Source organism: Streptosporangium sp. NPDC005286, from assembly GCF_040607515.1.
Lineage (GTDB): Bacteria > Actinomycetota > Actinomycetes > Streptosporangiales > Streptosporangiaceae > Streptosporangium.
In genome coordinates this window covers 14,820-36,781 of sequence record NZ_JBEXGU010000013.1, presented here as the reverse complement: position 1 = coordinate 36,781, position 21,962 = coordinate 14,820, and the positions used below count along the sequence as shown (strand labels likewise).

Here is a 21,962-nt window from a genome sequence, read left to right as displayed (position 1 = left end):
GATCAGGTGCGCGCACGTTTCGCCCCGCGCGCGATTCGCGGAGGTCCTCGAAGACATCCCCCGGATGATCACCGGTGGATTCCCCGATCTTCCGAGAACCTTCCTGTTCTGATAGTCGCTCAGTAGAGATTTCCCTGCAAGACTTGCCGTAAGGAAAAAAGCAATAAACTTCTCCGAATACACTGCAAACGACAGTGTAATTTGCACTACCATTCGTCTGGTTCCTGTCGAGGCCATGACGTCCCCCCGCCCGTCATGGCGAGGAGGTCGTGATGCCGGAACGTGGTAGTCCAGCGCTCCGCCGGCGTCGGCTGGGCATGGAGCTTCGCCGGCTCCGCGAAGGCCTGAACATGACCGGCGACGAGGTGTCCGACCGTCTCGGGTGGTCGACCGCCAAGGTCAGCCGCATCGAGACCGCCAAGACACTGGCCAAGGAGGAGGACGTCGAGGCGCTCTGCGGGCTCTACGGGGTCGACGAGCACCTCCGGGAGGCTCTGGTCGCGCTGCGACACGACGCCGCCCGGAAGGGGTGGTGGGAGAGGTATCGGAGTTCCGTCCCCGATGACTACATCACGCTCATCGGGATGGAGGCGGAGGCCACCATGACGCGAAACTGGGAACCCCAGGTCGTGCCCGGCCTTCTCCAGACGAAGGAATACGCCCGGGAGGTCCTCGCGGCGGGTCAACACGCCAGCCAGCTACCGTCGAGCTGGTTTCAGGATCGCGCGGAGATCCGGATGATGCGCCAGCACACCCTGCTGCACGCGCCGCGACCGCTGACGCACATAAGCGTCTTCCACGAGTCCGTGCTGAAGAACCAGTACGGCGACGCCCAGGTCATGCGGGACCAACTTCTGCATCTGATCGAGATCTCCCGGTTACCGCACGTGGAGATACGGATCCTGCCCCAGGACGTTCCGCCGCCGGTGTCCACGGGCACCTTCGTGCACCTGACGTTCTCCGACTTCCCCGATGTCGTCTATCTGGAGTCCTTGTTCGGTGGACGGTTCATAGAGGACGCGGAAATGGTCTACGGGTACGAACGGGCCTTCGGCCATCTGGCGGAGCGGGCTCTGGGCGAGGCGGCGTCGCAGGAACTGATAAGAAACACAACGGAGTACTGGGAAAGATAGCGGCAGGCCGCTATGCACATATTGGAAGACAAATGAACAAGAAACATATCAGCGCCGCTGAGTGGAAGAAAAGCTCGCTCAGTTCCGTGAACGGGAACTGTGTCGAGGTGGCGGCGCTGGACGGGGGCCACATGGGGGTCCGGGACAGCAAGGAGCGGTCAGGGCCGGTCCTGGTCTTCACCCGTGAGGAGTGGGGAATCTTCGTCGGCGCGATCAAGAAAGATGGATTACATCTCTGAGAGATGAGAACGGCCCGCCGGCCGATGGCCGCGGGCCGTTTCCCCGGGCACCTCTCACCACCTCGTGCGGGTCGAGGACTGCCGGGCCGCGAAGCCGTACATCCGGTTCGAGGTTCACGGGCCCGCCGCCGACCGCTGGATGGAGGCGGTGTGCCGGGCGATCAACGATCTTGGTGGAATACCCGCCCCGCGGCCCGAGGCGCCTCAGGCGGGCGGCGCTGACGGGGATGCCCATGTGGGTGCAGATGGTGGGGGGAACCGTGGGCTCCACCGTCGCCGGTTTCCCGGTGTGAGGCCTGGCGCGATAAACCCGCTGGTTAGCGGACTATTCCATGTAAGAGTCTTGCATTTCCTCGTCTTCCCGATGAAATTCTGACATTGGTGCTGTTGGGTGAGAGGACGGGCATGGAATCAGGTGATGCGTTGATCTGGAAGAAGAGCAGCCACAGTTCCCTCAATGGTAACTGTGTGGAGGTGGCACGGCTCTCCGGACGTGAAGTCGGTGTGCGCGACAGCAAGGACCGGGAAGGACCGGTGCTCGTTTTCGGCCATGCCGGATGGGCCGCGTTCGTCGGTGGGGTGAAGGGTGGGGAGTTCGACTTCTGAACGGTTCCGCACCTCGGACGGGGGCTTGCCCAACGGAGGTCAGGCCCCTTTCGCGTCCCCGGGGGCGGTCTCTCCGGGAAACCGGGGGAGAAGCCGTATGGCCCGCACCTGTCGAAGGTGCGAGCCGTACGAGGAGAGGGTGTGACTATTCGGCGGTGACGCGCCCAGGCCCTGGCCGAGGCCCTTGTGGATGTTCGTCCAGTACTCCACGACGCGCTTCTTCATCTCGGCGGTGACCTCCGGGGCGGAGGCGTGGCCGACGACGTTGCTCACCAGGTGGGCGCGGTCGGTGGAAGAAGATCGGCGGGTTGTTGCCGACGATGTCGTCGTTGCCCTCTTCGGTGTAGAACTTCAGCGCGAAGCCGTGCGGGTCACGCTGGGTGTCGGGGCTGCCGAGCTCACCGGCCCTGGTCCTCCATGAACGACACGGTACGGTCTAAAGTTGAATTATTCGAATAAGCGATTTACTTAACTTTTGAGGAATCGAATCTCGTAGGGCGAGTTGTGCCACACATCGCGGGTGAGATGGCATCCTCGGATACCGATGGACACGTACAGCACCGCCCGACGTCTTGCCCTGGCCGCCACGATCACCGCCTCAGCCGTGCTCCTCGCGGCCTGTTCCACGGCCGAGTCGGTCACCCCCGGCGCACTCGCCGACGTCGAGGAGAAGCCGACCCCCCAGGCGGAGCCCACGCCTACCCCCGAGCGCAAGCCGTACACCATCTCCTTTGGTGGCGACGTGCACTTCGAGGGCTTGCTGCGAACCCGTCTGAACGCCGATCCGAAGACCGCGCTCGGCCCGATCGCCAAGGTGCTCAGCCGCTCCGACCTGGCGATGGTCAACCTGGAGACCGCGATCACCACCGGTGGCACCCCCGCACCGGGCAAGCAGTACACCTTCCGCGCTCCGGCGGCCGCGCTGACCGCGCTGAAGGCGTCAGGGGTGGACGTGGCGTCCCTGGCGAACAACCACGGCATGGACTACATGCAGAGCGGGTTGACCGACTCCCTCGCCGCCATAAAACGCGCCAAATTCCCCGTTGTGGGCGTGGGCAGGAACGAGGCCGAGGCCTACCGGCCGTGGCGGACCACCGTGAACGGCAACCGCGTCGCCATCATCGGCGCCACCCAGGTGCTGGACGCGGAGTTCGTCGGGGCGTGGACCGCCTCCGGTGACAAGGCCGGCCTCGCCTCGGCCAAGAACGAGGCGCGGTTGATCCAGGAGGTGCGCAGGGCCCGCAAGAACTCCGACACCGTGATCGTCCACCTGCACTGGGGCACCGAACTGCAGAAGTGCCCCAACGAGGCGCAGCGCGGCCTGGCGCCCAAGCTGGTCGCGGCCGGGGCGGATGTCATCGTGGGCGGCCACGCGCACATCCTGCTCGGCGGCGGCTACCTGAAGAACAGCTACGTCAACTACGGCATGGGTAACTTCGTCTTCTACAACTGGGGCCCGGAGACCGGCAGGACCGGCGTGCTCACTCTGACGATCAACGGCCGCAGGGTGCTCAAGGACCAGTGGACCCCGGCCAGCATCCAGGGCGGGGTGCCGATCCCGATCACCGGGCTCGGGCGGCAGCAGGCCATCGCGAACTGGAAGGCGCTGCGCGACTGCACCGGACTGGCCGCCAGACCCGGTCAGTCCGGCTGACCGGGCCGGTCCCGCTCTCCCCGCACGCCGCGTCGCCTTCGATGATCACCCCAGGTCGTGCGCGGCCGGCCGCGGGAAGCGGTCTGTCAGGATCCCGTTCTGTTCGACTACTGTCTTGGACAATCCATCCAACAGGAGGTCGTGGTGCGGTGGGTCGAGTCCGGCGACGTGCGGCTGGCACTGTTCGAGCAGGGTGATCCCGCCGCTCCCACGGTCCTGCTGGTCCATGGCTATCCGGACACCCACCGGGTCTGGGACGAGGTCGCCTCGCTGCTGGAGGACCGCTTCCACGTGGTCCGCTACGACGTCCGCGGTGCCGGACTCTCCGGCGCCCCGCGTGCCACCGAGGACTACGACTACGACCACCTGGCCGCCGACATGACCGCGGTCCTGGACGCGGTGGGCAAGCCGGGAGTGCACCTCGTCGGGCACGACTGGGGCTCCGTCCAGGGCTGGAAGCTGATCGGCAGGCCGGGAATCGAGGAGCGGATCCTCTCCTTCACCTCCGTCGGCGGCCCGCACCTGGACCAGGCCGCCCACTTCGTACGGTACGGCCGTCCGCGCGAGGTCGCCGGGCAGCTCCTGCGCTCCTGGTACATCGGCGCCTTCCAGATCCCCGTCATCCCCGAACTCGTCCTGCGCGCCGTGCTGCCGCGTGTGATGAGACGGTCCATACGGGCGGCCGGGCGCCCGGGGCACCCCGCGGACACGCTCGTCAGGGACGGACTGAACGGCCTCGGTCTCTACCGGGCCAACATGCTGACCCGCCGGGGGACGCCCGCCGAGCCCGTCCCCCGGCTACCCGTCCAGCTTGTCGAGACCACGAAGGACCTGTTCGTCTCCTCCGCGCTGCTCGCCTCGACGCGCCTGTGGGTGCCAAGGCTGTGGCACCGTCGCATCCCCGCGGGCCACTGGGCGCAGCGCAGCCATTTTTGGGTGCTCGCCCGCATGATCGCCGAGTTCGCCGAGCACGTCGAGGGGACGCCGCCCTCCAGGGAACTGCGCAGGGACCGGCCCGGCAGGCGCGGGCCCTACGACGACCGGCTGGTGGTGGTCACCGGTGCGGGCAGCGGGATCGGACGGGCCACGGCCCGCGCCTTCGCCGCGCACGGCGCCGAGGTGATCTGCGCGGACATCGATCTCGGCGCGGCCCGCCGCACCGTGGAGGGCATCGCCGCGGGTGGGGGCACGGCGCACGCCCGGAAAGTGGACGTCGCGGACGCCACCGGGATGGAGGAGTTCGCGCGGGTGGTCAAAGACCGGTACGGCGTGCCCGACATCGTGGTCAACAACGCGGGGATCGCGGTGGCCGGCCCGTTCCTCGACCACTCGGTCGACGACTGGCGGCGGACCCTGGACGTGAACCTGTGGGGCGTCATCCACGGCTGCCGCCTGTTCGCCGCCCAGATGGCCGAGCGCGGCCAGGGCGGTCACATCGTGAACGTGGCCTCGCTCGCCGCCTTCCTGCCCAGCCGGCTGCTGCCCGCGTACTCGACGTCGAAGGCGGCGGTGAAGATGCTCAGCGACTGCCTGCGTGCGGAGCTCGCCGGGCAGGGGATCGGGGTCACCGCGATCTGTCCCGGGTTCGTCTCCACCGCGATCGCGCGGAACGCCAGGTACGTCGGCGAGCTCGCCGAGGGCGCCGACAGGCCCGCGGGGAGGGCGCTGGCCGCGCGCGGGTACCCGCCCGAGCGGGTGGCCGCGCACATCCTGCGCGCGGTCCACCGCGACCTGCCCGTCGTCGCCGTGAACGCGGAGGGCAAAATCGGTCACGCGCTCTCGCGGATCTCCCCGGCGGCCGTGCGCCGGCTGGCACGGCTGGCCGGCGGCGGCGAAATCTCGCGAATGACGAATAAGCACTGACCCGACGGCGTCAGGCGGGCAAGATGGTGGGGTGTCCATCGTGCCCGCCGAGGAGCCCTGCGAAGTCCCACTGCGGCGTCAGCCCACCCAGCGACGGAGCGCACGGCGCGTGGAGCGAATGCTCGACGCGTGCGCCGACCTGCTGGACGAGATCGGCTACGACGCGCTTTCCACCACACGGATCGCCGAGCGCGCGGGGGTCGCGATCGGCTCGGTCTACCAGTTCTTTCCCGACAAACGGGCCATCGCCCAGGCGGTGACCCGGCGTCACATCGAGGGGTTCGTCTCCCGGATCGGGAGACGCTTCCTGTCGGAGGACTACGCGGGCTGGTGGGACGCGGTCGACGCGATCATCGATGAGTACGTGGAGATGCACAGGACCGTGCCGGGTTTCCGGTCCCTGCACTTCGGCGACGTGGTCGACCTCAACCTGCTCGACGCCGGTTCTGAGAACAACACGGTGATCGCCGGACGGCTGCGTGGCCTCCTCCTGCAGGAGTACGGCCTGGCCGACAGCGAGGAGTTCGACCTGGCCATCCTGGTCGCGGTGGAGGCCGGAGACGCGGTGCTCAAGCTGGCGTTCCGCCGTGATCCGAACGGCGACCCGCAGCTCGTGGCCGAGGCCAAGCGTCTGATCCGTGGCTATCTGAACCGTCAGTTCGCCCGGGTCTCGGTCTGAGAGAGCTGGGGGAGAAGGTTCTCTTCGAGAGACTCGCCGGTGCCCTCAGGCGGGTTCCCGCCGCCGGTCGAGTCCGGCGTGGCGAACACGGGCCCCGCGTCGGTGGGCCGTTCCCGATACTGCCGGACCTGGCCCCGGCGTTCGAGCTGGGACCACCGCTCCTGCGCGAAGGTCCCGCCGGCCGCCTCGGCTGCCCCGGCCGTCCCGGTCTCGACGCGCCTCTGCGCCGTCGGTCTCTGCGCTTCCAGCAGTCTCTGCGCTTCCGGCCCCTGCGGGTTCTGCCAGGCCGTTCCCGGTCTCTGGGTGCTCTGCCGCTGCACATCCTGCCGTTGCGCGCGCGGCGGTCTCTCGCGCGGCCACTCCGCGCCCGGCTCGATCGGCACCGCTACGACCGTGCCGGGTCCGGGCGGCAGCGCCCCCGACTCGACGCGGGAGCTCCGGATGGGCTCGGAGGGGGTGACCGGTTGGAGACGTCGCGCCCGATGGACCCGCTCCATCCTCTTGATCCGGGCGGCGAGCTTCTCATGACGGAGCCTGCTCTCCAGGGTGAGCAGCTCCTGGTGGGCCTGACCGATCGCCTCCATCTTGACCGACAGATATCCGGCGGACCCCGGAACGATCACGGAGAAGGCCAGGAGAAGCATCAGGGTGAAGGCCGTCTGCCTGGACATGCCCATCGCAGCTCCTCCCAATGATGTGCTCCCCTAGCAGGAGTCATCGCTCATATGCCCGTTTTACTGGAGAAACACGCGCACCGTAGTCGTTCGTTTACTCAAGGTCATATGGCCAATACCTGCCGTTGGCCGTACGCGGTCGAGCGTCGCTCGGTACTCTCGCGATGTGGCGCATGTGACACGTGAGCAACTTGATCGATTGCTTGAGCAGGCACTTCTGGCCGACGATCACGAAGCCCTGGCTCGGCGACTCGAAGCCCTGGTCGAGGCGTACGCGTCCGGCGACATGTCGCGGGCGGCGATCCTCGTGCTCGCCGCCGAGGAGTGGCGGCAGGCCGGACAGCCCGCTCGGGCCCTTGACTGCTTCCAGCGGGCGGTGGACGACGGTGGCGAGGTGAGCGTCGATCCCCGGGCCGGGATCGCCGACACTCTTTTCGAGCTCGAACAGCCGGACGAGGCGAGAGAGGTGATCGCGGCGATTCACGCGGTCGGCGAGGTCACCGCGGCCACCGCCCTCACGGTCGCTGAGACGCTCGTCGCCTACGGAGACCTCGGGGAGGCCCATCGGTGGGCCACCGAGGGGGCGCACCGGGCGGTGGAGGGTGGCGGTGAGCACATCGCCCTGCTCAGAACCCGCTACCGGATCCGCGTCGACCTCGGGCTCCCCGAAGACGAGCTCGACGCCCTCCTCGACGCTTCGTGCTGACGGCGGCCTGCCCCGAAACCAGGAAAGGACCGTGCCCGTTGGGGCACGACCCTTCCTCCGTGGTGGTTCGCGATCCGGTGGTTACCCCACATTGAGGCCCGGGATCGTCCTCTCCAGCGCGGGGAGGACGGAAAGCTCCGCGCCGCCCTCCGTGGTGGCGGCCTCGCCCGCGGAGGTGTCCGGCACCGTGGGAGTCTCCGGCGCCGCGGGGGCCTCCGGGCGTGCGACGGCCGGAGGCTCCACCACCGGCGTTTCGGCCGACGGCAGGTCCTCGGTGACGGCGTCCGCCTGGGCCGGCTGGGGCAGCGGCGCCGTGTCGTCGTCCGGCGTGACCGCCGCTTCGGCGGGTCGCTCGGGCGCCGGGGGCACCGGGGCCCGCAGCCAGCTGATGCCGTCGCTGGGAGCACCCGGCGCGCCCGGCAGGCCGGGCAGGTCCGGCGCGTCGGCCACGATGCTCACCCAGGAGTTCGTCCACTCGTGACCGGGCAGGCTCGACAGCCCGAAGGGCAACGCGTGGAAGCCGGTGCCCGCGGCGACGCCTCCGGCATCGGCGAAGCTGACCAGCGCTGAGGCCTGGGAGAGATCCGGCAGGTCGGTGACGTGTGCGAGCCGGTCCGCGGTCACCGGCGTCTCGCCGGTGCCGGCGGTCACCGACGCCCCGGTGCCGTCCGTCGCGACCGGCGTCTCGCCGATGTTTGCGGTCACCGATGCCCCGGAACCGTCTGCGATCGCCGGCGTCCCGGCGTCGCCGACCTCCTCGCAGGCGGCCGCCATGGCCCCGGGCGCCTGCGGTGCCCCTGCCGTCTCGCGCTCCTGGCAGGGCGCGACCTCCGCCGAGGCCGGAGAGACCATGGTCCAGCCGGCGCCGGCGGTGAGCAGCGCCACCGCGAGGATTCCCCTGATGTTCCGTGATGAGTTCGACATGCACATCCCCCTGTTGCGTTCGGTAATCCGATGACTGCCGAACGTAACAGGGGGGTCTTGCCCAGGGGCGCGCTTAACCCAATGGTGGTCGAGCCATTACCGGGCCCCACCCGGTGATGGTCAAGCCCTTACCGGGCCGATGTTCAGGGAGTCGCTCGCCTCGTCGAGGTCGACCAGCACCTCGTCGCCGTCCTGGACCTCGCCGGAGAGCACCTCCTTGGCCAGCTTGTCGCCGATCGCGGACTGGACGAGGCGGCGGAGCGGGCGCGCGCCGTACAGCGGGTCGTAGCCCGTCAGCGCCAGCCAGTCGCGTGCCGCCGGGGTCACCGTCAGCGTGAGCCGCCGGTCCGCCAGGCGCCTGGCCAGGTGGGTCACCTGCAGGTCCACGATCTGGGAGAGCTCCTCGGTGCCGAGCGCGTCGAACTGGATCACGTCGTCGAGCCGGTTGAGGAACTCGGGCTTGAACGAGCTCCTGACCGCGGCCATCACGGCGGTCCGCTGATCCTCCTTCGCCATGCTCGGGTCCACGAGGAACTGCGAGCCGATGTTGGAGGTGAGGATCAGGATCACGTTGCGGAAGTCGACGGTCCGGCCCTGTCCGTCGGTGAGCCGCCCGTCGTCGAGCACCTGGAGCAGGATGTCGAAGACCTCGGGGTGGGCCTTCTCGACCTCGTCCAGCAGCACCACGGTGTACGGCCTGCGCCGCACGGCCTCGGTGAGCTGGCCGCCCTCCTCGTAGCCCACGTAACCGGGTGGGGCGCCCACCAGCCGCGAGACGCTGTGCTTCTCGCCGTACTCGCTCATGTCGATGCGGACCATCGCCCGCTCGTCGTCGAACAGGAAGTCCGCCAGTGCCTTGGCCAGCTCCGTCTTGCCGACGCCCGTCGGACCGAGGAACAGGAAACTGCCGGTCGGCCGGTCCGGGTCGGAGATGCCGGCCCGCGCTCGCCGTACGGCGTCGGAGACCGCTTCGACCGCCTGCCGCTGGCCGATCAGCCGCCTGCCGAGTTCCTCCTCCATGCGGAGCAGCTTGCTGGTCTCGCCTTCGAGCAGCCGGCCTGCGGGGATGCCGGTCCACGAGGAGATGACCTGGGCGATGTCGTCGGCGCCGACCTCCTCCTTGACCATCGGGTTCTCGGGCTGGGCGGCCTTGCTGGCCTCGGCGAGCTTGGCCTCCAGGCTGGGCACCTCGGCGTACATCAGCCGCGAGGCGGCCTCGAAGTCGCCGTCGCGCTGCGCGCGCTCGGCGGCGCTCCGCACCTCGTCGATCTGCTTCTTCAGGTCGCCGACCCGGTTGAGGCCGGCCTTCTCCTGCTCCCACCGGCCGACCAGGGCGTTGAGCTCCTCCTGGCGGTCGGCGAGTTCCCCGCGGAGCCGCTCCAGCCTCTGCAGGCTGCTCTCGTCGGTCTCCTTGGCGAGCGCCAGCTCCTCCATCTTCATCCGATCCACGTTCCGCTGGAGCTGGTCGATCTCGACGGGACGGGAGTCGATCTCCATGCGGAGCCGGGAGGCGGCCTCGTCGACAAGGTCGATCGCCTTGTCGGGCAGGAAGCGGGAGGTGATGTAGCGGTCGGAGAGGGCGGCTGCGGCCACGAGCGCGCCGTCGGCGATCTGGACCTGGTGGTGTGCCTCGTAGCGCCCCTTGAGGCCGCGCAGGATGGCGATCGTGTCCTCGACGGTGGGCTCGCCCACGTAGACCTGCTGGAACCGCCGCTCCAGCGCGGGGTCCTTCTCGATGCGCTCGCGGTACTCGTCCAGCGTGGTGGCGCCGATCATCCTCAGCTCGCCGCGGGCCAGCATGGGCTTGAGCATGTTGCCCGCGTCCATCGCGCCCTCGCCGGCGCCCGCGCCGACCATGGTGTGCAGCTCGTCGATGAAGGTGACGACCTGGCCGTCACTCTCCTTGATCTCCCCGAGCACCGCCTTGAGACGTTCCTCGAACTCGCCGCGGTACTTGGCGCCGGCGACCATCGCGCCCAGGTCGAGCGCGATCAGGCGCTTGTCACGCAGGCTGGAGGGCACGTCACCCGCGACGATCCGCTGGGCCAGCCCCTCCACCACGGCGGTCTTTCCGACGCCGGGCTCGCCGATGAGCACCGGGTTGTTCTTGGTACGGCGGCTGAGCACCTGGACGACGCGCCGGATCTCCGAGTCGCGGCCGATCACCGGATCGAGCTTGCCCGCCCGGGCCCGCTCGGTCAGGTCGATCCCGTACTTCTCCAGCGCCTGGTAGGTGTCCTCGGGCGTCTCGCTGGTCACCCTGGCGTGCCCGCGTACCTTCTCGAAGGCGTCGAGCAGCGCGTTCGGGCTCGCGCCGCGCGATTTGAGCAGTTGGGCGATGGGGCCGCCGTCCGTGGCGAGACCGACCAGCAGGTGCTCGGTCGAGACGTAGTCGTCCTCAAGGCCGCGGGCCCGCTGGGCCGCCGTGTTCATCACGGTGAGAAGCTGCCGGGAGCTCGACGGGGCGCTGACCGTGGCGCCCTGCGCCTTCGGCAGGGCCGCGAGCTGCTTCTCGGCCTCGATCCGCAACTGCTTCCAGTCGGCGCCCACCGCTTCGAGCAGGGGCACCGCGGTGCCGCCGGTCTGGGCGAGCAGTGAGGTGAACAGATGGGCCGGGGCGACCTCGGGGTTACCCTCCGCGGCTGCCCGCCGGATGGCGGAGGAGACCGCCGCCTGACTCTTCTGGGTGAGCTTGTAGTCCATTGACTTCCCTCGTGTGGTTCAGGAGGCGCTGTCGGCGACGCTGGCGCGTCGCGGTTCGGCCGCTGGGGTCCGGTGACTTCCCTCGTCGAGGGAGGCCGCTCGTTCCTCGCAACCTCCCTCTCCTCAGTCCAGTCACCGGCGCGGCCTCACGGGCTGCCGGCGACGCTGCGCGTCGCGGTGAGGCCGCTCAGGCCCAGTCACCGGCGGGGCCTCACGGGTTGCCGACGACGCTGGCGCGTCGCGGTTCGGCCGCTGGGGTCCGGTGACCTCCCCGTCACCGGCGGGGCCTCACGGGCTGTCGGCGACGCTGGCGCGTCGCGGTTCGGCCGCTGGGATCCGGTGACTTCCCTCGTCGATCGGGGGCGTTCGTTCCTCACGACCCCGCTCTCCTCAGTCCAGTCACCGGCGCGGCCTCACGGGTAGGAGTTTCAGGCGGGAGGTAGCTGGTACTGGATGAGGGCGCGGATCATGTTCATCTCCGCGCGGAGACGGTGGTTCTCGTCACGCAGGCGCAGGGCCTCCGTCTCGAGGACCAGGATTCGCTTGATGCCCGCGAGGTTGATGCCCTCCTCCTGGGAGAGCCGCTGGACCTCGCGGAGCATCATGATGTCGCGGGTGGAGTACAGGCGTCCGCGTCCCGCCGTACGGCCTGGGCTGACCAGGCCGAGACGGTCGTACTGGCGAAGGGTCTGCGGGTGCAGACCTGACAGCTGGGCGGCCACCGAGATCACATAGACGGGTGTGTCATCCGACAGATCGAAGTAGTTGGCTTCCATGGCTACTCGCTTCTGGCCTGTTCGATGAGGTCCGCCCGTGGGTCACCACCCGAGGTGGCGTCGCGGAACTCCTCAAGGGCCCCTCTCGCCTTGTCCTCCAGGTGCTGTGGCACCAGAACCTCGATCGTGGCGAGCAGATCGCCCTTGGTGCCGTCCTTACGTGCCACACCCCTGCCGCGCACCCGGAAGGTGCGGCCGTTCGGGGTGCCCTCGGGGATGCGCAGCGTGACCGGCATTCCCTTGAGAATCGGCACCTTGATCTCGGCTCCCAGCGCCGCCTCGGTGAAGGTGACCGGAACGGTGACCGTCAGGTTCTCGCCCGTCCTGCCGAACACGGAGTGCGGCTTGACGTGGATCTGGACGTAGAGGTCACCGGCGGGGCCGCCGTTCTCCCCGGGCGCGCCCTTCGCCTTGATCTTGATGCGCTGGCCGTCGCCGACCCCTGCCGGGATGCGGGCCTGGATCGTGCGGGTGCTCTTGCCCCGCCCGCTCCCCTCACATACCTGGCACGGGTCGTCCACCAGCAGGCCGCGGCCCTTGCAGTCGCGGCACGGCTCGGAGAAGGCGAAGTTTCCGAGGTTGCGGCTGGCCGCCCCGGTGCCCTCGCAGGTCGGGCAGACCCGCGGGGTGGTGCCGGCCTTGGCGCCGGTTCCCCCGCACGCGGTGCACGCGGAGGAACTGGTCAGACGGAGCGAGACCGTGGTGCCCTCCACCGCCTCGGAGAAGGAGAGCGAGACCTCGGACTCGATGTCCTGGCCGCGCCGTGCCCTGGTCGACGTCCCGCCGGGGCGGCTCGCGCCACCCCGGTTGAAGAGGCCGCCGAAGATGTCGCCGATGCGCTCCCCGGCGCCGCTCTGCTGGTGGGTGCCTCCGAAGAGGTCTCCCAGGTCGAACGGGAACCCACCCGCGCCGGTGCGCGGAGCCCCCCCGGTCCCCGCGTAGCCGCCCAGACCCGATCCGAACAGCGTCCGCGCCTCGTCGTACTCCTTGCGGCGCTTGGTGTCGGACAGGATGTCGTAGGCCTCGGAGACCTCCTTGAACTTGGCGGTGCTCTCGGAGGTCGCCGAGCTTCCGGGGTTGGCGTCAGGGTGATACTTCCTGGCCAGCTTCCGGTACGCCTTCTTGATCTCATCGGCCGTGGCGGTCTTGGGCACACCAAGGACGGCGTAGTAGTCCTTCTCCAAGTAGTCCTTGGTGCTCATCCACGTTCCTTCTCAGAGATTGGATCTTGGGGGGTCAGTTGTCGTCCGCGACGGGCTCTTCGGGCTCGGCCACCGCGACTCGCGCGGGGCGGAGCACTCGCTCGCCGATCCGGTAACCGGGCTGCAGGATCTCCACGCAGGTCGGCTCTGTGACGTCGGGGGAGTAACTGTGCATCAGGGCCTCGTGCACCGTCGGGTCGAACGGTTCGCCCTTGGTGCCGAAGGCGCTCAGCCCCAGTTTCCCCGTGGCCGCCTCCAGCGACTCGCTCACCTTGGCGAAACCGCCGGTCAGCTCGCCGTGGTCGCGGGCTCGGCCGATGTCGTCGAGGACAGGGAGCAGTTCGGCCAGCGCGCCGGCCACCGCCTGCTCCTTGACCATGGCCCGGTCCCGCTCGACCCGCTTGCGATAGTTGGAATACTCGGCCTGAAGACGCTGCAGGTCCGCGGTGCGCTCGGCGAGCTGGGTGGCCAGCTCGATCGAGGCGAGGTCCGATGCCAGGGAGGACGAGGAGGACGACCTGTCGGCCTGCTCCTTGTCGTCCTGACCCGTGGCCTCCGCCGGGGCCGTCTCGCGGACCTGTCCCGTCTCCGGGTCTATCTTCCGGTTGTCGCGGATCACCGGCTCCTCCTCGGAACCGTTCTCGCGCGTGCTCACGCTGCTGCTCCCCTCGACTTTCCGGCCGTCACTTGGTGCCGCTGTCGCGCTTCGGCTCGTCGTCCACGATCTCGGCCTCGACCACATCGTCGTCCGCCTTCTGTCCGGCGGTGGCGTCCGCCCCGGGGGCGCCGGTCGGGGCCTCGGAGGCCTGCGACTGAGCGTAGATGGCGGAGCCCATCTTCTGGCTGACCGTGGCGAGCTTCTCCGCGGAGGCGCGGATCTCGGACGAGTCGGTGCCCTCCAGGGCCTTCTTGAGCTCGGCGACGGCCTCGTTGACCTCGTTCTTGATGTCCTCCGGGACCTTCTCGGCGTTCTCGCCGAGGAACTTCTCGGTCTGGTAGACGAGCGAGTCGGCGTTGTTGCGCGTCTCGGCCTCTTCGCGGCGCTTCTTGTCCTCGTCGGCGTAGGACTCGGCCTCGCGCATCATGCGCTCGATGTCGTCCTTCGGCAGCGCGGAGCCGCCGGTGATCGTCATCGTCTGCTCCTTGCCGGTGCCGAGGTCCTTGGCGGAGACGTTGACGATGCCGTTGGCGTCGATGTCGAAGGTGACCTCGATCTGCGGGATCCCGCGCGGCGCCGGGGCGATGCCGGTCAGCTCGAAGGTGGCCAGCTTCTTGTTGTACGCCGCGATCTCGCGCTCGCCCTGGTAGACCTGGATCTGCACCGACGGCTGGTTGTCCTCGGCCGTGGTGAAGACCTCGGAGCGCTTGGTCGGGATCGTGGTGTTACGCTCGATGATCTTGGTGAAGATCCCGCCCTTGGTCTCGATGCCCAGGCTCAGCGGGGTCACGTCGAGCAGCAGGACGTCCTTGACCTCGCCCTTGAGCACACCGGCCTGGAGGGCGGCGCCGATGGCCACGACCTCGTCCGGGTTGACGCCCTTGTTGGGCTCCTTGCCGCCGGTCAGTTCCTTGACGAGGTCGGCGACGGCGGGCATGCGGGTCGAGCCGCCGACGAGCACCACGTGGGCGATGTCGGAGACCTTGATGCCGGCGTCCTTGACGACCTGGTTGAACGGGCCCTTGCACCGCTCGAGCAGGTCGGCGGTGAGCCGCTGGAACTCGGCGCGGGTGAGCTTCTCCTCCAGGTGGAGGGGACCCTCGGCCGAGGCGGTGATGTAGGGCAGGTTGATGGAGGTCTCCGACTGGCTGGAGAGCTCGATCTTGGCCTTCTCCGCGGCCTCACGCAGGCGCTGGAGGGCCATCTTGTCCTTGGTCAGGTCGACGCCGTGGGCGTTCTTGAACCGGGTGGCGAGCTCGTCGACGACGCGCTGGTCCCAGTCGTCACCACCGAGGTGGTTGTCGCCGCTGGTGGCCTTGACCTCGACGAAGCCGTGGCCGTCCTCCTGGCCGACGTCGAGCAGGGACACGTCGAAGGTGCCGCCGCCGAGGTCGAAGACGAGGATGGTCTCGTCCTTGTCCTTGTCCAGGCCGTAGGCGAGCGCCGCGGCGGTGGGCTCGTTGATGATGCGCAGCACGTTGAGGCCGGCGATGGTGCCGGCTTCCTGGGTGGCCTGACGCTGAGCGTCGTTGAAGTAGGCGGGAACGGTGATCACCGCGTCGGTGATCTTCTCGCCCAGGTAGGCTTCGGCGTCCTGCTTGAGCTTCTGCAGGACGAAGGCGCTGATCTGCTGCGGGGAGAACTTCTTGCCGTCGATCTCGACGGTCCAGTTGGTGCCCATCTCGCGCTTGACCGAGCGAATCGTCCGGTCGACGTTGGTGACGGCCTGCCGCTTGGCGACCTCTCCGACGAGGACCTCGCCGTTCTTCGCGAAGGCGACCACGGACGGCGTGGTCCGCGAACCCTGGGCGTTGGCGATGACGGTGGGCTCACCGCCCTCAAGAATCGAGACGACGGAGTTGGTCGTCCCCAGGTCGATACCTACCGCACGTGCCATGAGTACGTCCTTGTAGTCAAAGTTGAGTCGATGCCACTCATAGTGGAACCCCGAGCGAGGTTTGTCAAACGACTTGAGTCTATTGGGCTCAACCTTCGACCGCGTGGAAGCATTCCCGATTTCCGGGAAACGGGCGGGATCCTTCATCCCCTCCGACGAGGGAACGCGCGTGGTCGTTCCCGGCGGTGACCGGAGGCCGTCCGGTCACCGCCGACGGGGGCCGTTCTGGACACGTGAGCCCCGGAGGGCACCGCGTCAGCGGGCGCCGTCGACCACCTTGCGGGAGCCGAGTGGCTTCTTGAGCTTGACCGTCGTCACCTTCTGGATGGCGATCTCGATGCAGGCGACGTTCTGGGCCTTGCTGCTCGGGCCCTCCCACAGGGTGACGGTCACCCGCTTGGAGGTCTCCCGTACGGTGACCCGGTCGAGCACGTTGCACGGCTCCACCCCGGACCACCAGATGATCCGCAGGCTCCGGCCGTCCTTCGACGGGGTGGCCTTCAGCCACCTGACCTTGCGGGGATTCTCGGTGTGGCCCTCCGGCTTCGTCGGTCTGGGGCCGCCGCCGGTGGGTTCGTCCCGGGGGGCCACGGTGTGGCTCGCCGGCTCCGAGGGACCGCCGGGAAGGGCGGTGCTCCGGCTCACCGGCTGCGAGGGGGTGGCGCTGGGTTCGGTGCCGCAGCCCAGCGCCAGCAGGAGACTTCCGGCCAGGATGGGAGTCGCGATCATACGCATACCCCTAAGACGGATCGGGGCCTTGGGAGGTTCAGGGCACCCCGATGCCGCGCTGCCGTACCTCGGCCATGACCGCCGAGACCGTGACGAGGTCATTGTCGACGGGTAGTACGGTCGGCCCGTGGTGCATGGCGGTTCATGTCGATGGCGTATGTCCACATACATCGCCACTACCCAGCGGCGCTGGATGATTTCGTGGGAAGACGGGGCCGATAGGCTGCGAGGAGTTTCGATCCCTGATTTCGAGGTGCTCACATGATCGCGATTCTTGGAACCGGCAAGATGGGGGAGGCCCTGCTGTCCGGGCTGCTCAGAGCCGGGTTCAAGCCGGGCGACGTGATGGCGACGGCACGACGTGCCGAGCGGGGCGAGGCCCTCGCGAAGCAGTACGGCATCCGGGTGGTCTCCAACGCCGAGGCAGCCAAGAGCGCCGACACGATCATCCTCGCGGTCAAGCCGCAGGACATGGGGTTCCTGCTCGCCGAGATCGCGGCGCACCTGCCGGCCGACCGGCTGGTCATCTCGGCGGCGGCGGGGATCACGACCTCGTTCGTCGAGTCGCGGCTCGGTGCGGAGATCCCGGTGGTCCGGGTCATGTCCAACACGCCGGTGCTGGTCGACGAGGCGATGAGCGTGATCTCGGCGGGAGCGCACGCCTCCGAGGAGCACCTCAAGCGCGCCGAGAACCTGTTCAGCCCGGTCGGTAAGGTGCTGCGCATCCCCGAGGCGCAGCAGGACGCGGCCACGGCCCTGTCGGGCAGCGGTCCCGCCTACTTCTTCTATCTCGTCGAGGCCATGGTCGACGCCGGAATCCTGCTCGGCATGCCCCGTGCCGCCGCCCTCGACATGGTCACCCAGTCGATCGTCGGCGCGGCGATCATGCTCCGCGACTCGGGCGAGCACCCGGTGATACTGCGCGAGGCGGTCACCTCGCCGGGGGGCACCACCATCGCCGCCATCGCCGAACTGGAGCGGCACAGCGTCCGAGCCGCCTTCCTGGCCGCCATCGAGGCCGCCAGGGACAGGGGACGCCAGCTCGCCGAGGGCTGAGCTCGCCCCCGCCAGGAAATCTATTAGGAAATTTTCCTATATAACGGCATCATTTTCCGCGGAACTTCGGGGGAAATGGGGCCATCGTGGGGCAGGCCGTACTGGATGATGATCAGCGGGAACTCGGCGGCCCCTCCGTCTGGACGCGGAGCTTCCTGCTCTTCTTCACCGCCAGATCGATCTCCATGCTCGGCGCGTCGATGGTGCCGTTCGCGACGGCGGTGGGGGTGGGCGGGCTCGGTTACGGTCCCACCGGGGTGGGGCTGGCACTGGCCGCCTGGATGGCGCCCTTCGCGGTGCTGATCCTGTTCGGCGGGGTGTTCGCCGACAGGTTCACGCCGCGCCGCATGATGATCGGCGCCGACACGGTCCGGATGGTGACCCAGGGGATCAGTGCGGCGCTGTTCATCTCCGGCAGGCCGGACCTCTGGCAGATCCTCGTCATCTCCGCGGTCAACGGTGTCGCCGCCGCGATGTACCAGCCGGGGGTCTCCAGCACGGTCCCGCGGGTGGCGCGGGACGTGCAGAGGGCCAACGCCACCCTGCGCGTCTCCGAGTCGATCATGATGCTGGCCGGGCCGGGGGTCGCCGGTGCCATCGTCGGCTTCTGGGGGGTCGGCGTCGTCTTCGCGATCGAGGCCGCCGGGTTCGCCGTCAGCGCGGTCTGCCTGCTCCTCCTGCGCCTGCCCGCGGTCGCCTTCCAGGCCGTGGCGCGGTCGGTCTGGCGTGACCTGCGCGGTGGCTGGCAGGAGTTCCGGTCCAGGACCTGGATGTGGTCGGTGATCCTGGTCTGGACGGTCTTCGGCGTCACCCTGTTCGGCCCGATGATTCCGCTGGGCTCGGTGCTGATCACCGAGCGGCTCAGCGAGACCGCCTACGGCCTGGTCATGTCCGCCTCGGGCGCGGGCACCGTCGTCGGCGGTCTGATCGCCATGCGGGTCCGCCCGGGACGGCCGCTGATGGCCGGCGCGATCGGCCTGTTCGGCTTCGCCCTGGAGCCGCTCTCCATCGCCCTGGCATCGCCGCAGGGCGTCCTCATGGCCGCGCATGTGATCGGCGGCGCGGGATGGGCGTTCTGGTCGGTCATGTGGGCCACGAGCATCCAGACCCAGGTGCCCGCGGAGGCGCTCAACCGGGTCACCGCCTACGAGGTCGCCGGCTCGACCCTGTTCGTCCCGATCGGCCAGGTGCTCGCCGGCCCGGTGGCAGGGGTGATGGGTGCGCCGCAGTTGCTGACCATGTCCTCGATCGTGGCGGTCGCCGGATGCGCCTCACTTCTCCTGATCCCCGCTGTCCGGGGACTGCGCCGGGTGCACCTCACCTGACCACACCGTCCGGAGGGTGCTCCGGACGGTGTTCCGGGCAGCGGTCTCGTGTCCCGGCACCCGGAACTGTTAATAGCAATAAATTAGGATATTTCGCTCAGATGAAAACCGCTCTGTCCTCCGAGACGCGTGCGTAAACCGCATTCCGTACACGTGCGGTAACGTCGAGCCGGGAGTAGGAAGATCGGGCCGTGGCGCGCGGCGTCGCGACCAGACAGGGAGTGCGCATGAGCCGATCCGTGCGGGTTGTCTGGGACGATGCGCTCATCTCCTACGATTTCGGTCCGGGGCACCCGCTCGCGCCCGTGCGGGTCGAGCTGACCATGGCGCTGGCCAGGGAACTGGGCGTGCTGGACCTGGTGGAGATGAGCGGATGCGCGCCCGCCACCGACGACGAGCTGGCGCTCGTTCACAAGCGTGACTACATCGAGGCGGTCAAACGGGTCTCCGCCACCGGGCGACGCGACCTGGCCTGCGGGCTCGGCACCGAGGACAATCCCGCCTTCGTCGGGGTCCACGAGGCGTCCGCGCTGATCACCGGGGCCAGCCTGGCCGCGGCCCGCGCGGTGTGGACCGGCGAGGTCGAGCACGCGGTCAACGTCGCGGGCGGCCTGCACCACGCGATGCCCGCCCTGGCGAGCGGGTTCTGCGTCTACAACGACCCGGGTGTGGCGATCGCGTGGCTGCTGGCCCAGGGCGCGTCCAGGGTCGCCTACGTGGACGTGGACGTGCACCACGGCGACGGCGTGCAGGCGATGTTCTACGACGATCCCAGGGTTCTCACCATCAGCCTGCACGAGAGCCCCCGCACGCTCTTCCCCGGTACGGGCTTCCCCAATGAGAGCGGCGCGGAGGGCACCGCGGTCAACGTGGCCCTACCCGCCGGATGCGGCGACAGCGACTGGCTGCGGGCCTTCCACGCGGTGGTCCCGCCGCTGCTGCGGGAGTTCGCCCCCGAGGTCCTGGTCACCCAGCACGGCTGCGACAGTCACGCCCTCGACCCGCTGGCCAACCTGATGCTCAGCCTGGACGGCCAGCGCGTGGCGTACGCGGCGCTGCACGAGCTGGCCCACGAGACCGCGGGCGGGCGATGGGTCGTGACCGGCGGCGGAGGGTACGAGCTGGTGCAGGTCGTGCCCCGGGCGTGGACCCACCTGATCGCGGAGGTGGCGGGCCACCCGCTCGACCCGAGGACCGCCACTCCCGAGGCGTGGCGCACGTTCGTCAAGGAACGGACCAACCAGTCGGCACCCCTGACGCTGACCGATGGCAGGAATCCGGAATTCAGCGATTTCTCCGCCGGTTATGACCCAGCAGACCCGATCGACCGAGCCATCATGGCGACAAGAAAAGCCATCTTCCCCTTCCACGGCCTCGACCCCCTCCCGTGACACGAGTGTCCGTGGGCGAATTGGACTGGTATACCGATGACCCGTGCTGAGCTTCGTGAGCACCTGGTCCGGACTCGGATCGCCGGTGATGTGGCGACCAGCCGGGAGAACAACCTGGACCACTACCGGTCGCTGGCCAACCGTGATCCGCACTACATGTTCGGGCTGACCGTGGACGGAGCCTGGTCCTATCGGGACGTGCTGGAGTTGATGGCCAAGTCCGCCGGGGTGGTGGCCGATCCGCTGCACCGGGAGGGTCAGGACACCATCGACCCCGACCGTACGATCGAGGCGGTCGAGAAGATGGGCGACACGATCGCGGGAGTGCTCGGCAGGGAGAATCCGCAGATCCTGATCGCCACCGGGCACCCCACCGGCCTGCTCACCATTCACCTGGCCCTGGCCCGGATGCTCAGGGCGCGCGGGGCGGTCCTGATGAGCCCGGCCGAGGGGTGGTCGTACTGGGGCAGCGGGTTCGGCCGCAGGCGCAAGATCCGTTATCTGGACGACGTCGCGATGCTCGACGACAAGGGCGCCTTCGTGCACACCCACGACCCCGCCCCGATGCGGGCCATGATCGCCGAGCTCGACGCGGACCGTCCCGATCTGGTGATCGCCGACCACGGCTGGGCCGGAGCGGCGGGCGAGGCGGGCATCCTCACCGTCGGATTCGCCGACAGCAACGACCCCGCGCTCTTCGTCGGGGAGGCCGAGGGCAAGATCGCGGTGACCGTCCCGCTCGATGACAACGTGCTACCGAGGTATTACGAACCGCTGACACACCACCTGGTCGAGAGGGTCGCGCGAGCCCTCTGAGACGGGGGATGCGCAAATTGGGTCATCCCTATACAGGTATTTCGCGCCTGCATTCCACGGAGCTCGCCGACCGTTTGCCAACTTTTTGGTGATTGTGGGCGACTCTAATAGGAGACAGTTGGTCCGTTCCAAGATCGAAAACAGGGGCACGGTCCGGCTGCTGGCCAGCGATTTTGTCGGTTTCACTGACGTGAGGCTCAGAGGGCTGAGAAAATAGGGGGTTTGCGTGCCCGGCCTCCCGACTTACGCTGACGGCAGTACACGTGCGTGAGCAATGGCACCAGTGGGGATAACCCGGATACACGTGCGGAAGAGGCGTCCGATGGGTGCAGGCGAAAGACCTCTCAGCGAGGTGAAGTTCCTGACGGTGGCAGAAGTGGCCACTGTCATGAGGGTGTCCAAGATGACTGTGTACCGACTCGTGCATTCGGGCGAGCTGCCGGCCATCCGGGTCGGTCGATCCTTCCGGGTGCCTGAGCAGGCGGTGCACGATTATCTCAGGGATGCCTACATCGAGGCAGGTTGAGACAGGGGGCTCGGCGCGCCGAGCCGAGCGGCCGGTGGAGGGAACATCCGGCCGTGAGGTGGGCGAGGCGCGCTGACGGCTCGTGAGTCTGTCCCTTCCGGTCGTGCCGGAGCATGATTTCCGGTGCGACCGGTGTGTGACAGGTCTCTGTCTCGTCGAGGTAGCGACGTGTACGCCACGTCGTGAGTTGATGTGCCCGGGGTCCCCCCAGGGGCGATCTACCGTGGATCGCCGGTAGTCTGTTGTGCCGGTGTGCTATCGCATGCCGGTTTGACATTCTCGGCTACCAGCTACCTGGGGGTCCCGTGGGCTCTGTGATCAAGAAGCGTCGTAAGCGCATGGCGAAGAAGAAGCACCGCAAGCTTCTGAAGAAGACCCGCATCCAGCGGCGTAACAAGAAGTAAC

Annotated in this window: 21 protein-coding genes and 2 pseudogenes; 13 read left to right on the top strand and 10 right to left on the bottom strand. The window is 68.5% G+C overall.

Annotation, left to right across the window (positions count from 1 at the left end; genetic code table 11):
* Positions 1-272 precede the first annotated feature (272 nt).
* The 3 genes from ABZU75_RS07610 to ABZU75_RS07600 all read left to right on the top strand — a co-directional run bounded on the left by ABZU75_RS07610 (position 273) and on the right by ABZU75_RS07600 (position 1,978).
* Complete coding sequence (locus ABZU75_RS07610) at positions 273-1,133, top strand: helix-turn-helix transcriptional regulator (protein ID WP_355550573.1); 861 nt, start codon at positions 273-275, stop codon at positions 1,131-1,133.
* 32 nt (positions 1,134-1,165) lie between these two features.
* The gene (locus ABZU75_RS07605; protein ID WP_355550571.1) at positions 1,166-1,372 is read left to right on the top strand and encodes a DUF397 domain-containing protein; all 207 of its coding nucleotides are present in this window, start codon (positions 1,166-1,168) and stop codon (positions 1,370-1,372) included.
* 381 nt (positions 1,373-1,753) lie between these two features.
* Complete coding sequence (locus tag ABZU75_RS07600) at positions 1,754-1,978, top strand: DUF397 domain-containing protein (protein ID WP_350918623.1); 225 nt, start codon at positions 1,754-1,756, stop codon at positions 1,976-1,978.
* Positions 1,979-2,017: 39 nt separating this feature from the next.
* Here the strand turns inward: ABZU75_RS07600 and ABZU75_RS07595 are convergent, their stop codons facing one another.
* Both ABZU75_RS07595 and ABZU75_RS07590 read right to left on the bottom strand, forming a co-directional pair.
* A complete protein-coding gene (locus ABZU75_RS07595; RefSeq protein ID WP_355550568.1) occupies positions 2,018-2,251 on the bottom strand; it encodes a hypothetical protein in 234 nt (77 codons plus the stop codon).
* A 13-nt stretch (positions 2,252-2,264) separates the two neighbouring features.
* A pseudogene (locus tag ABZU75_RS07590) lies at positions 2,265-2,396 on the bottom strand (catalase); the annotation flags it as partial.
* A 126-nt stretch (positions 2,397-2,522) separates the two neighbouring features.
* Between ABZU75_RS07590 and ABZU75_RS07585 the strand changes: the two are divergent.
* From ABZU75_RS07585 to ABZU75_RS07575, 3 genes are all read left to right on the top strand, one after another.
* Complete coding sequence (locus ABZU75_RS07585) at positions 2,523-3,632, top strand: CapA family protein (protein ID WP_355550566.1); 1,110 nt, start codon at positions 2,523-2,525, stop codon at positions 3,630-3,632.
* 144 nt (positions 3,633-3,776) lie between these two features.
* Positions 3,777-5,495, top strand: coding sequence for an SDR family oxidoreductase (locus tag ABZU75_RS07580; RefSeq protein ID WP_355550564.1), 1,719 nt, complete (start codon positions 3,777-3,779; stop codon positions 5,493-5,495).
* Positions 5,496-5,613: 118 nt separating this feature from the next.
* Entirely contained in the window at positions 5,614-6,174 is a 561-nt protein-coding gene (locus ABZU75_RS07575) for a TetR family transcriptional regulator (RefSeq protein WP_355550678.1), read from the top strand.
* Here the strand turns inward: ABZU75_RS07575 and ABZU75_RS07570 are convergent.
* Complete coding sequence (locus tag ABZU75_RS07570) at positions 6,150-6,845, bottom strand: hypothetical protein (RefSeq protein ID WP_355550562.1); 696 nt, start codon at positions 6,843-6,845, stop codon at positions 6,150-6,152. The two genes, ABZU75_RS07575 and ABZU75_RS07570, sit on opposite strands and share 25 nt — an antisense overlap.
* Before the next feature lie 178 nt (positions 6,846-7,023).
* Here ABZU75_RS07570 and ABZU75_RS07565 point away from each other — a divergent pair, with 178 nt between their 5' ends.
* Entirely contained in the window at positions 7,024-7,554 is a 531-nt protein-coding gene (locus ABZU75_RS07565) for a hypothetical protein (protein ID WP_355550560.1), read from the top strand.
* Positions 7,555-7,635: 81 nt separating this feature from the next.
* Here the strand turns inward: ABZU75_RS07565 and ABZU75_RS07560 are convergent, their stop codons facing one another.
* From ABZU75_RS07560 to ABZU75_RS07530, 7 genes and pseudogenes are all read right to left on the bottom strand, one after another.
* Positions 7,636-8,478 carry a hypothetical protein gene (locus tag ABZU75_RS07560; RefSeq protein WP_355550558.1) on the bottom strand — a complete coding sequence of 281 codons (843 nt, stop codon included), beginning with the start codon at positions 8,476-8,478 and terminating at the stop codon, positions 7,636-7,638.
* Between the two features lie 120 nt (positions 8,479-8,598).
* Positions 8,599-11,181: an ATP-dependent chaperone ClpB gene (gene clpB, locus ABZU75_RS07555; protein ID WP_355550556.1), complete on the bottom strand. Its 2,583-nt coding sequence runs from the start codon at positions 11,179-11,181 to the stop codon at positions 8,599-8,601.
* Positions 11,182-11,681: 500 nt separating this feature from the next.
* A pseudogene (locus tag ABZU75_RS07550) lies at positions 11,682-11,957 on the bottom strand (helix-turn-helix transcriptional regulator); the annotation flags it as partial.
* 2 nt (positions 11,958-11,959) lie between these two features.
* Entirely contained in the window at positions 11,960-13,159 is a 1,200-nt protein-coding gene (gene dnaJ, locus ABZU75_RS07545) for a molecular chaperone DnaJ (protein WP_355550554.1), read from the bottom strand.
* 34 nt (positions 13,160-13,193) lie between these two features.
* Positions 13,194-13,814, bottom strand: coding sequence for a nucleotide exchange factor GrpE (gene grpE, locus ABZU75_RS07540; protein ID WP_355550552.1), 621 nt, complete (start codon positions 13,812-13,814; stop codon positions 13,194-13,196).
* 28 nt (positions 13,815-13,842) lie between these two features.
* The gene (gene dnaK / locus ABZU75_RS07535) at positions 13,843-15,714 is read right to left on the bottom strand and encodes a molecular chaperone DnaK (protein WP_030916824.1); all 1,872 of its coding nucleotides are present in this window, start codon (positions 15,712-15,714) and stop codon (positions 13,843-13,845) included.
* Positions 15,715-15,969: 255 nt separating this feature from the next.
* Positions 15,970-16,443, bottom strand: a complete 474-nt coding sequence (locus ABZU75_RS07530) for a hypothetical protein (protein WP_355550549.1) — start codon at positions 16,441-16,443, stop codon at positions 15,970-15,972.
* Between the two features lie 261 nt (positions 16,444-16,704).
* Here ABZU75_RS07530 and proC point away from each other — a divergent pair, with 261 nt between their 5' ends.
* The 6 genes from proC (at position 16,705) to ABZU75_RS07500 (ending at position 21,961) form a co-directional block, all read left to right on the top strand.
* Positions 16,705-17,499 (top strand): pyrroline-5-carboxylate reductase, encoded by a 795-nt coding sequence (proC, locus tag ABZU75_RS07525; protein WP_350959143.1) that lies wholly within the window; start codon positions 16,705-16,707, stop codon positions 17,497-17,499.
* A gap of 86 nt (positions 17,500-17,585) precedes the next feature.
* Positions 17,586-18,824, top strand: coding sequence for an MFS transporter (locus ABZU75_RS07520; protein WP_355550546.1), 1,239 nt, complete (start codon positions 17,586-17,588; stop codon positions 18,822-18,824).
* A gap of 227 nt (positions 18,825-19,051) precedes the next feature.
* Positions 19,052-20,215 carry an acetoin utilization protein AcuC gene (locus ABZU75_RS07515; RefSeq protein ID WP_355550544.1) on the top strand — a complete coding sequence of 388 codons (1,164 nt, stop codon included), beginning with the start codon at positions 19,052-19,054 and terminating at the stop codon, positions 20,213-20,215.
* Between the two features lie 36 nt (positions 20,216-20,251).
* Positions 20,252-21,031, top strand: a complete 780-nt coding sequence (locus ABZU75_RS07510; protein ID WP_355550542.1) for a phosphatase — start codon at positions 20,252-20,254, stop codon at positions 21,029-21,031.
* A 322-nt stretch (positions 21,032-21,353) separates the two neighbouring features.
* Positions 21,354-21,557: a helix-turn-helix domain-containing protein gene (locus tag ABZU75_RS07505; RefSeq protein WP_012887307.1), complete on the top strand. Its 204-nt coding sequence runs from the start codon at positions 21,354-21,356 to the stop codon at positions 21,555-21,557.
* Positions 21,558-21,862: 305 nt separating this feature from the next.
* Positions 21,863-21,961, top strand: coding sequence for an AURKAIP1/COX24 domain-containing protein (locus tag ABZU75_RS07500; RefSeq protein ID WP_018654693.1), 99 nt, complete (start codon positions 21,863-21,865; stop codon positions 21,959-21,961).
* Position 21,962: the final 1 nt, after the last annotated feature.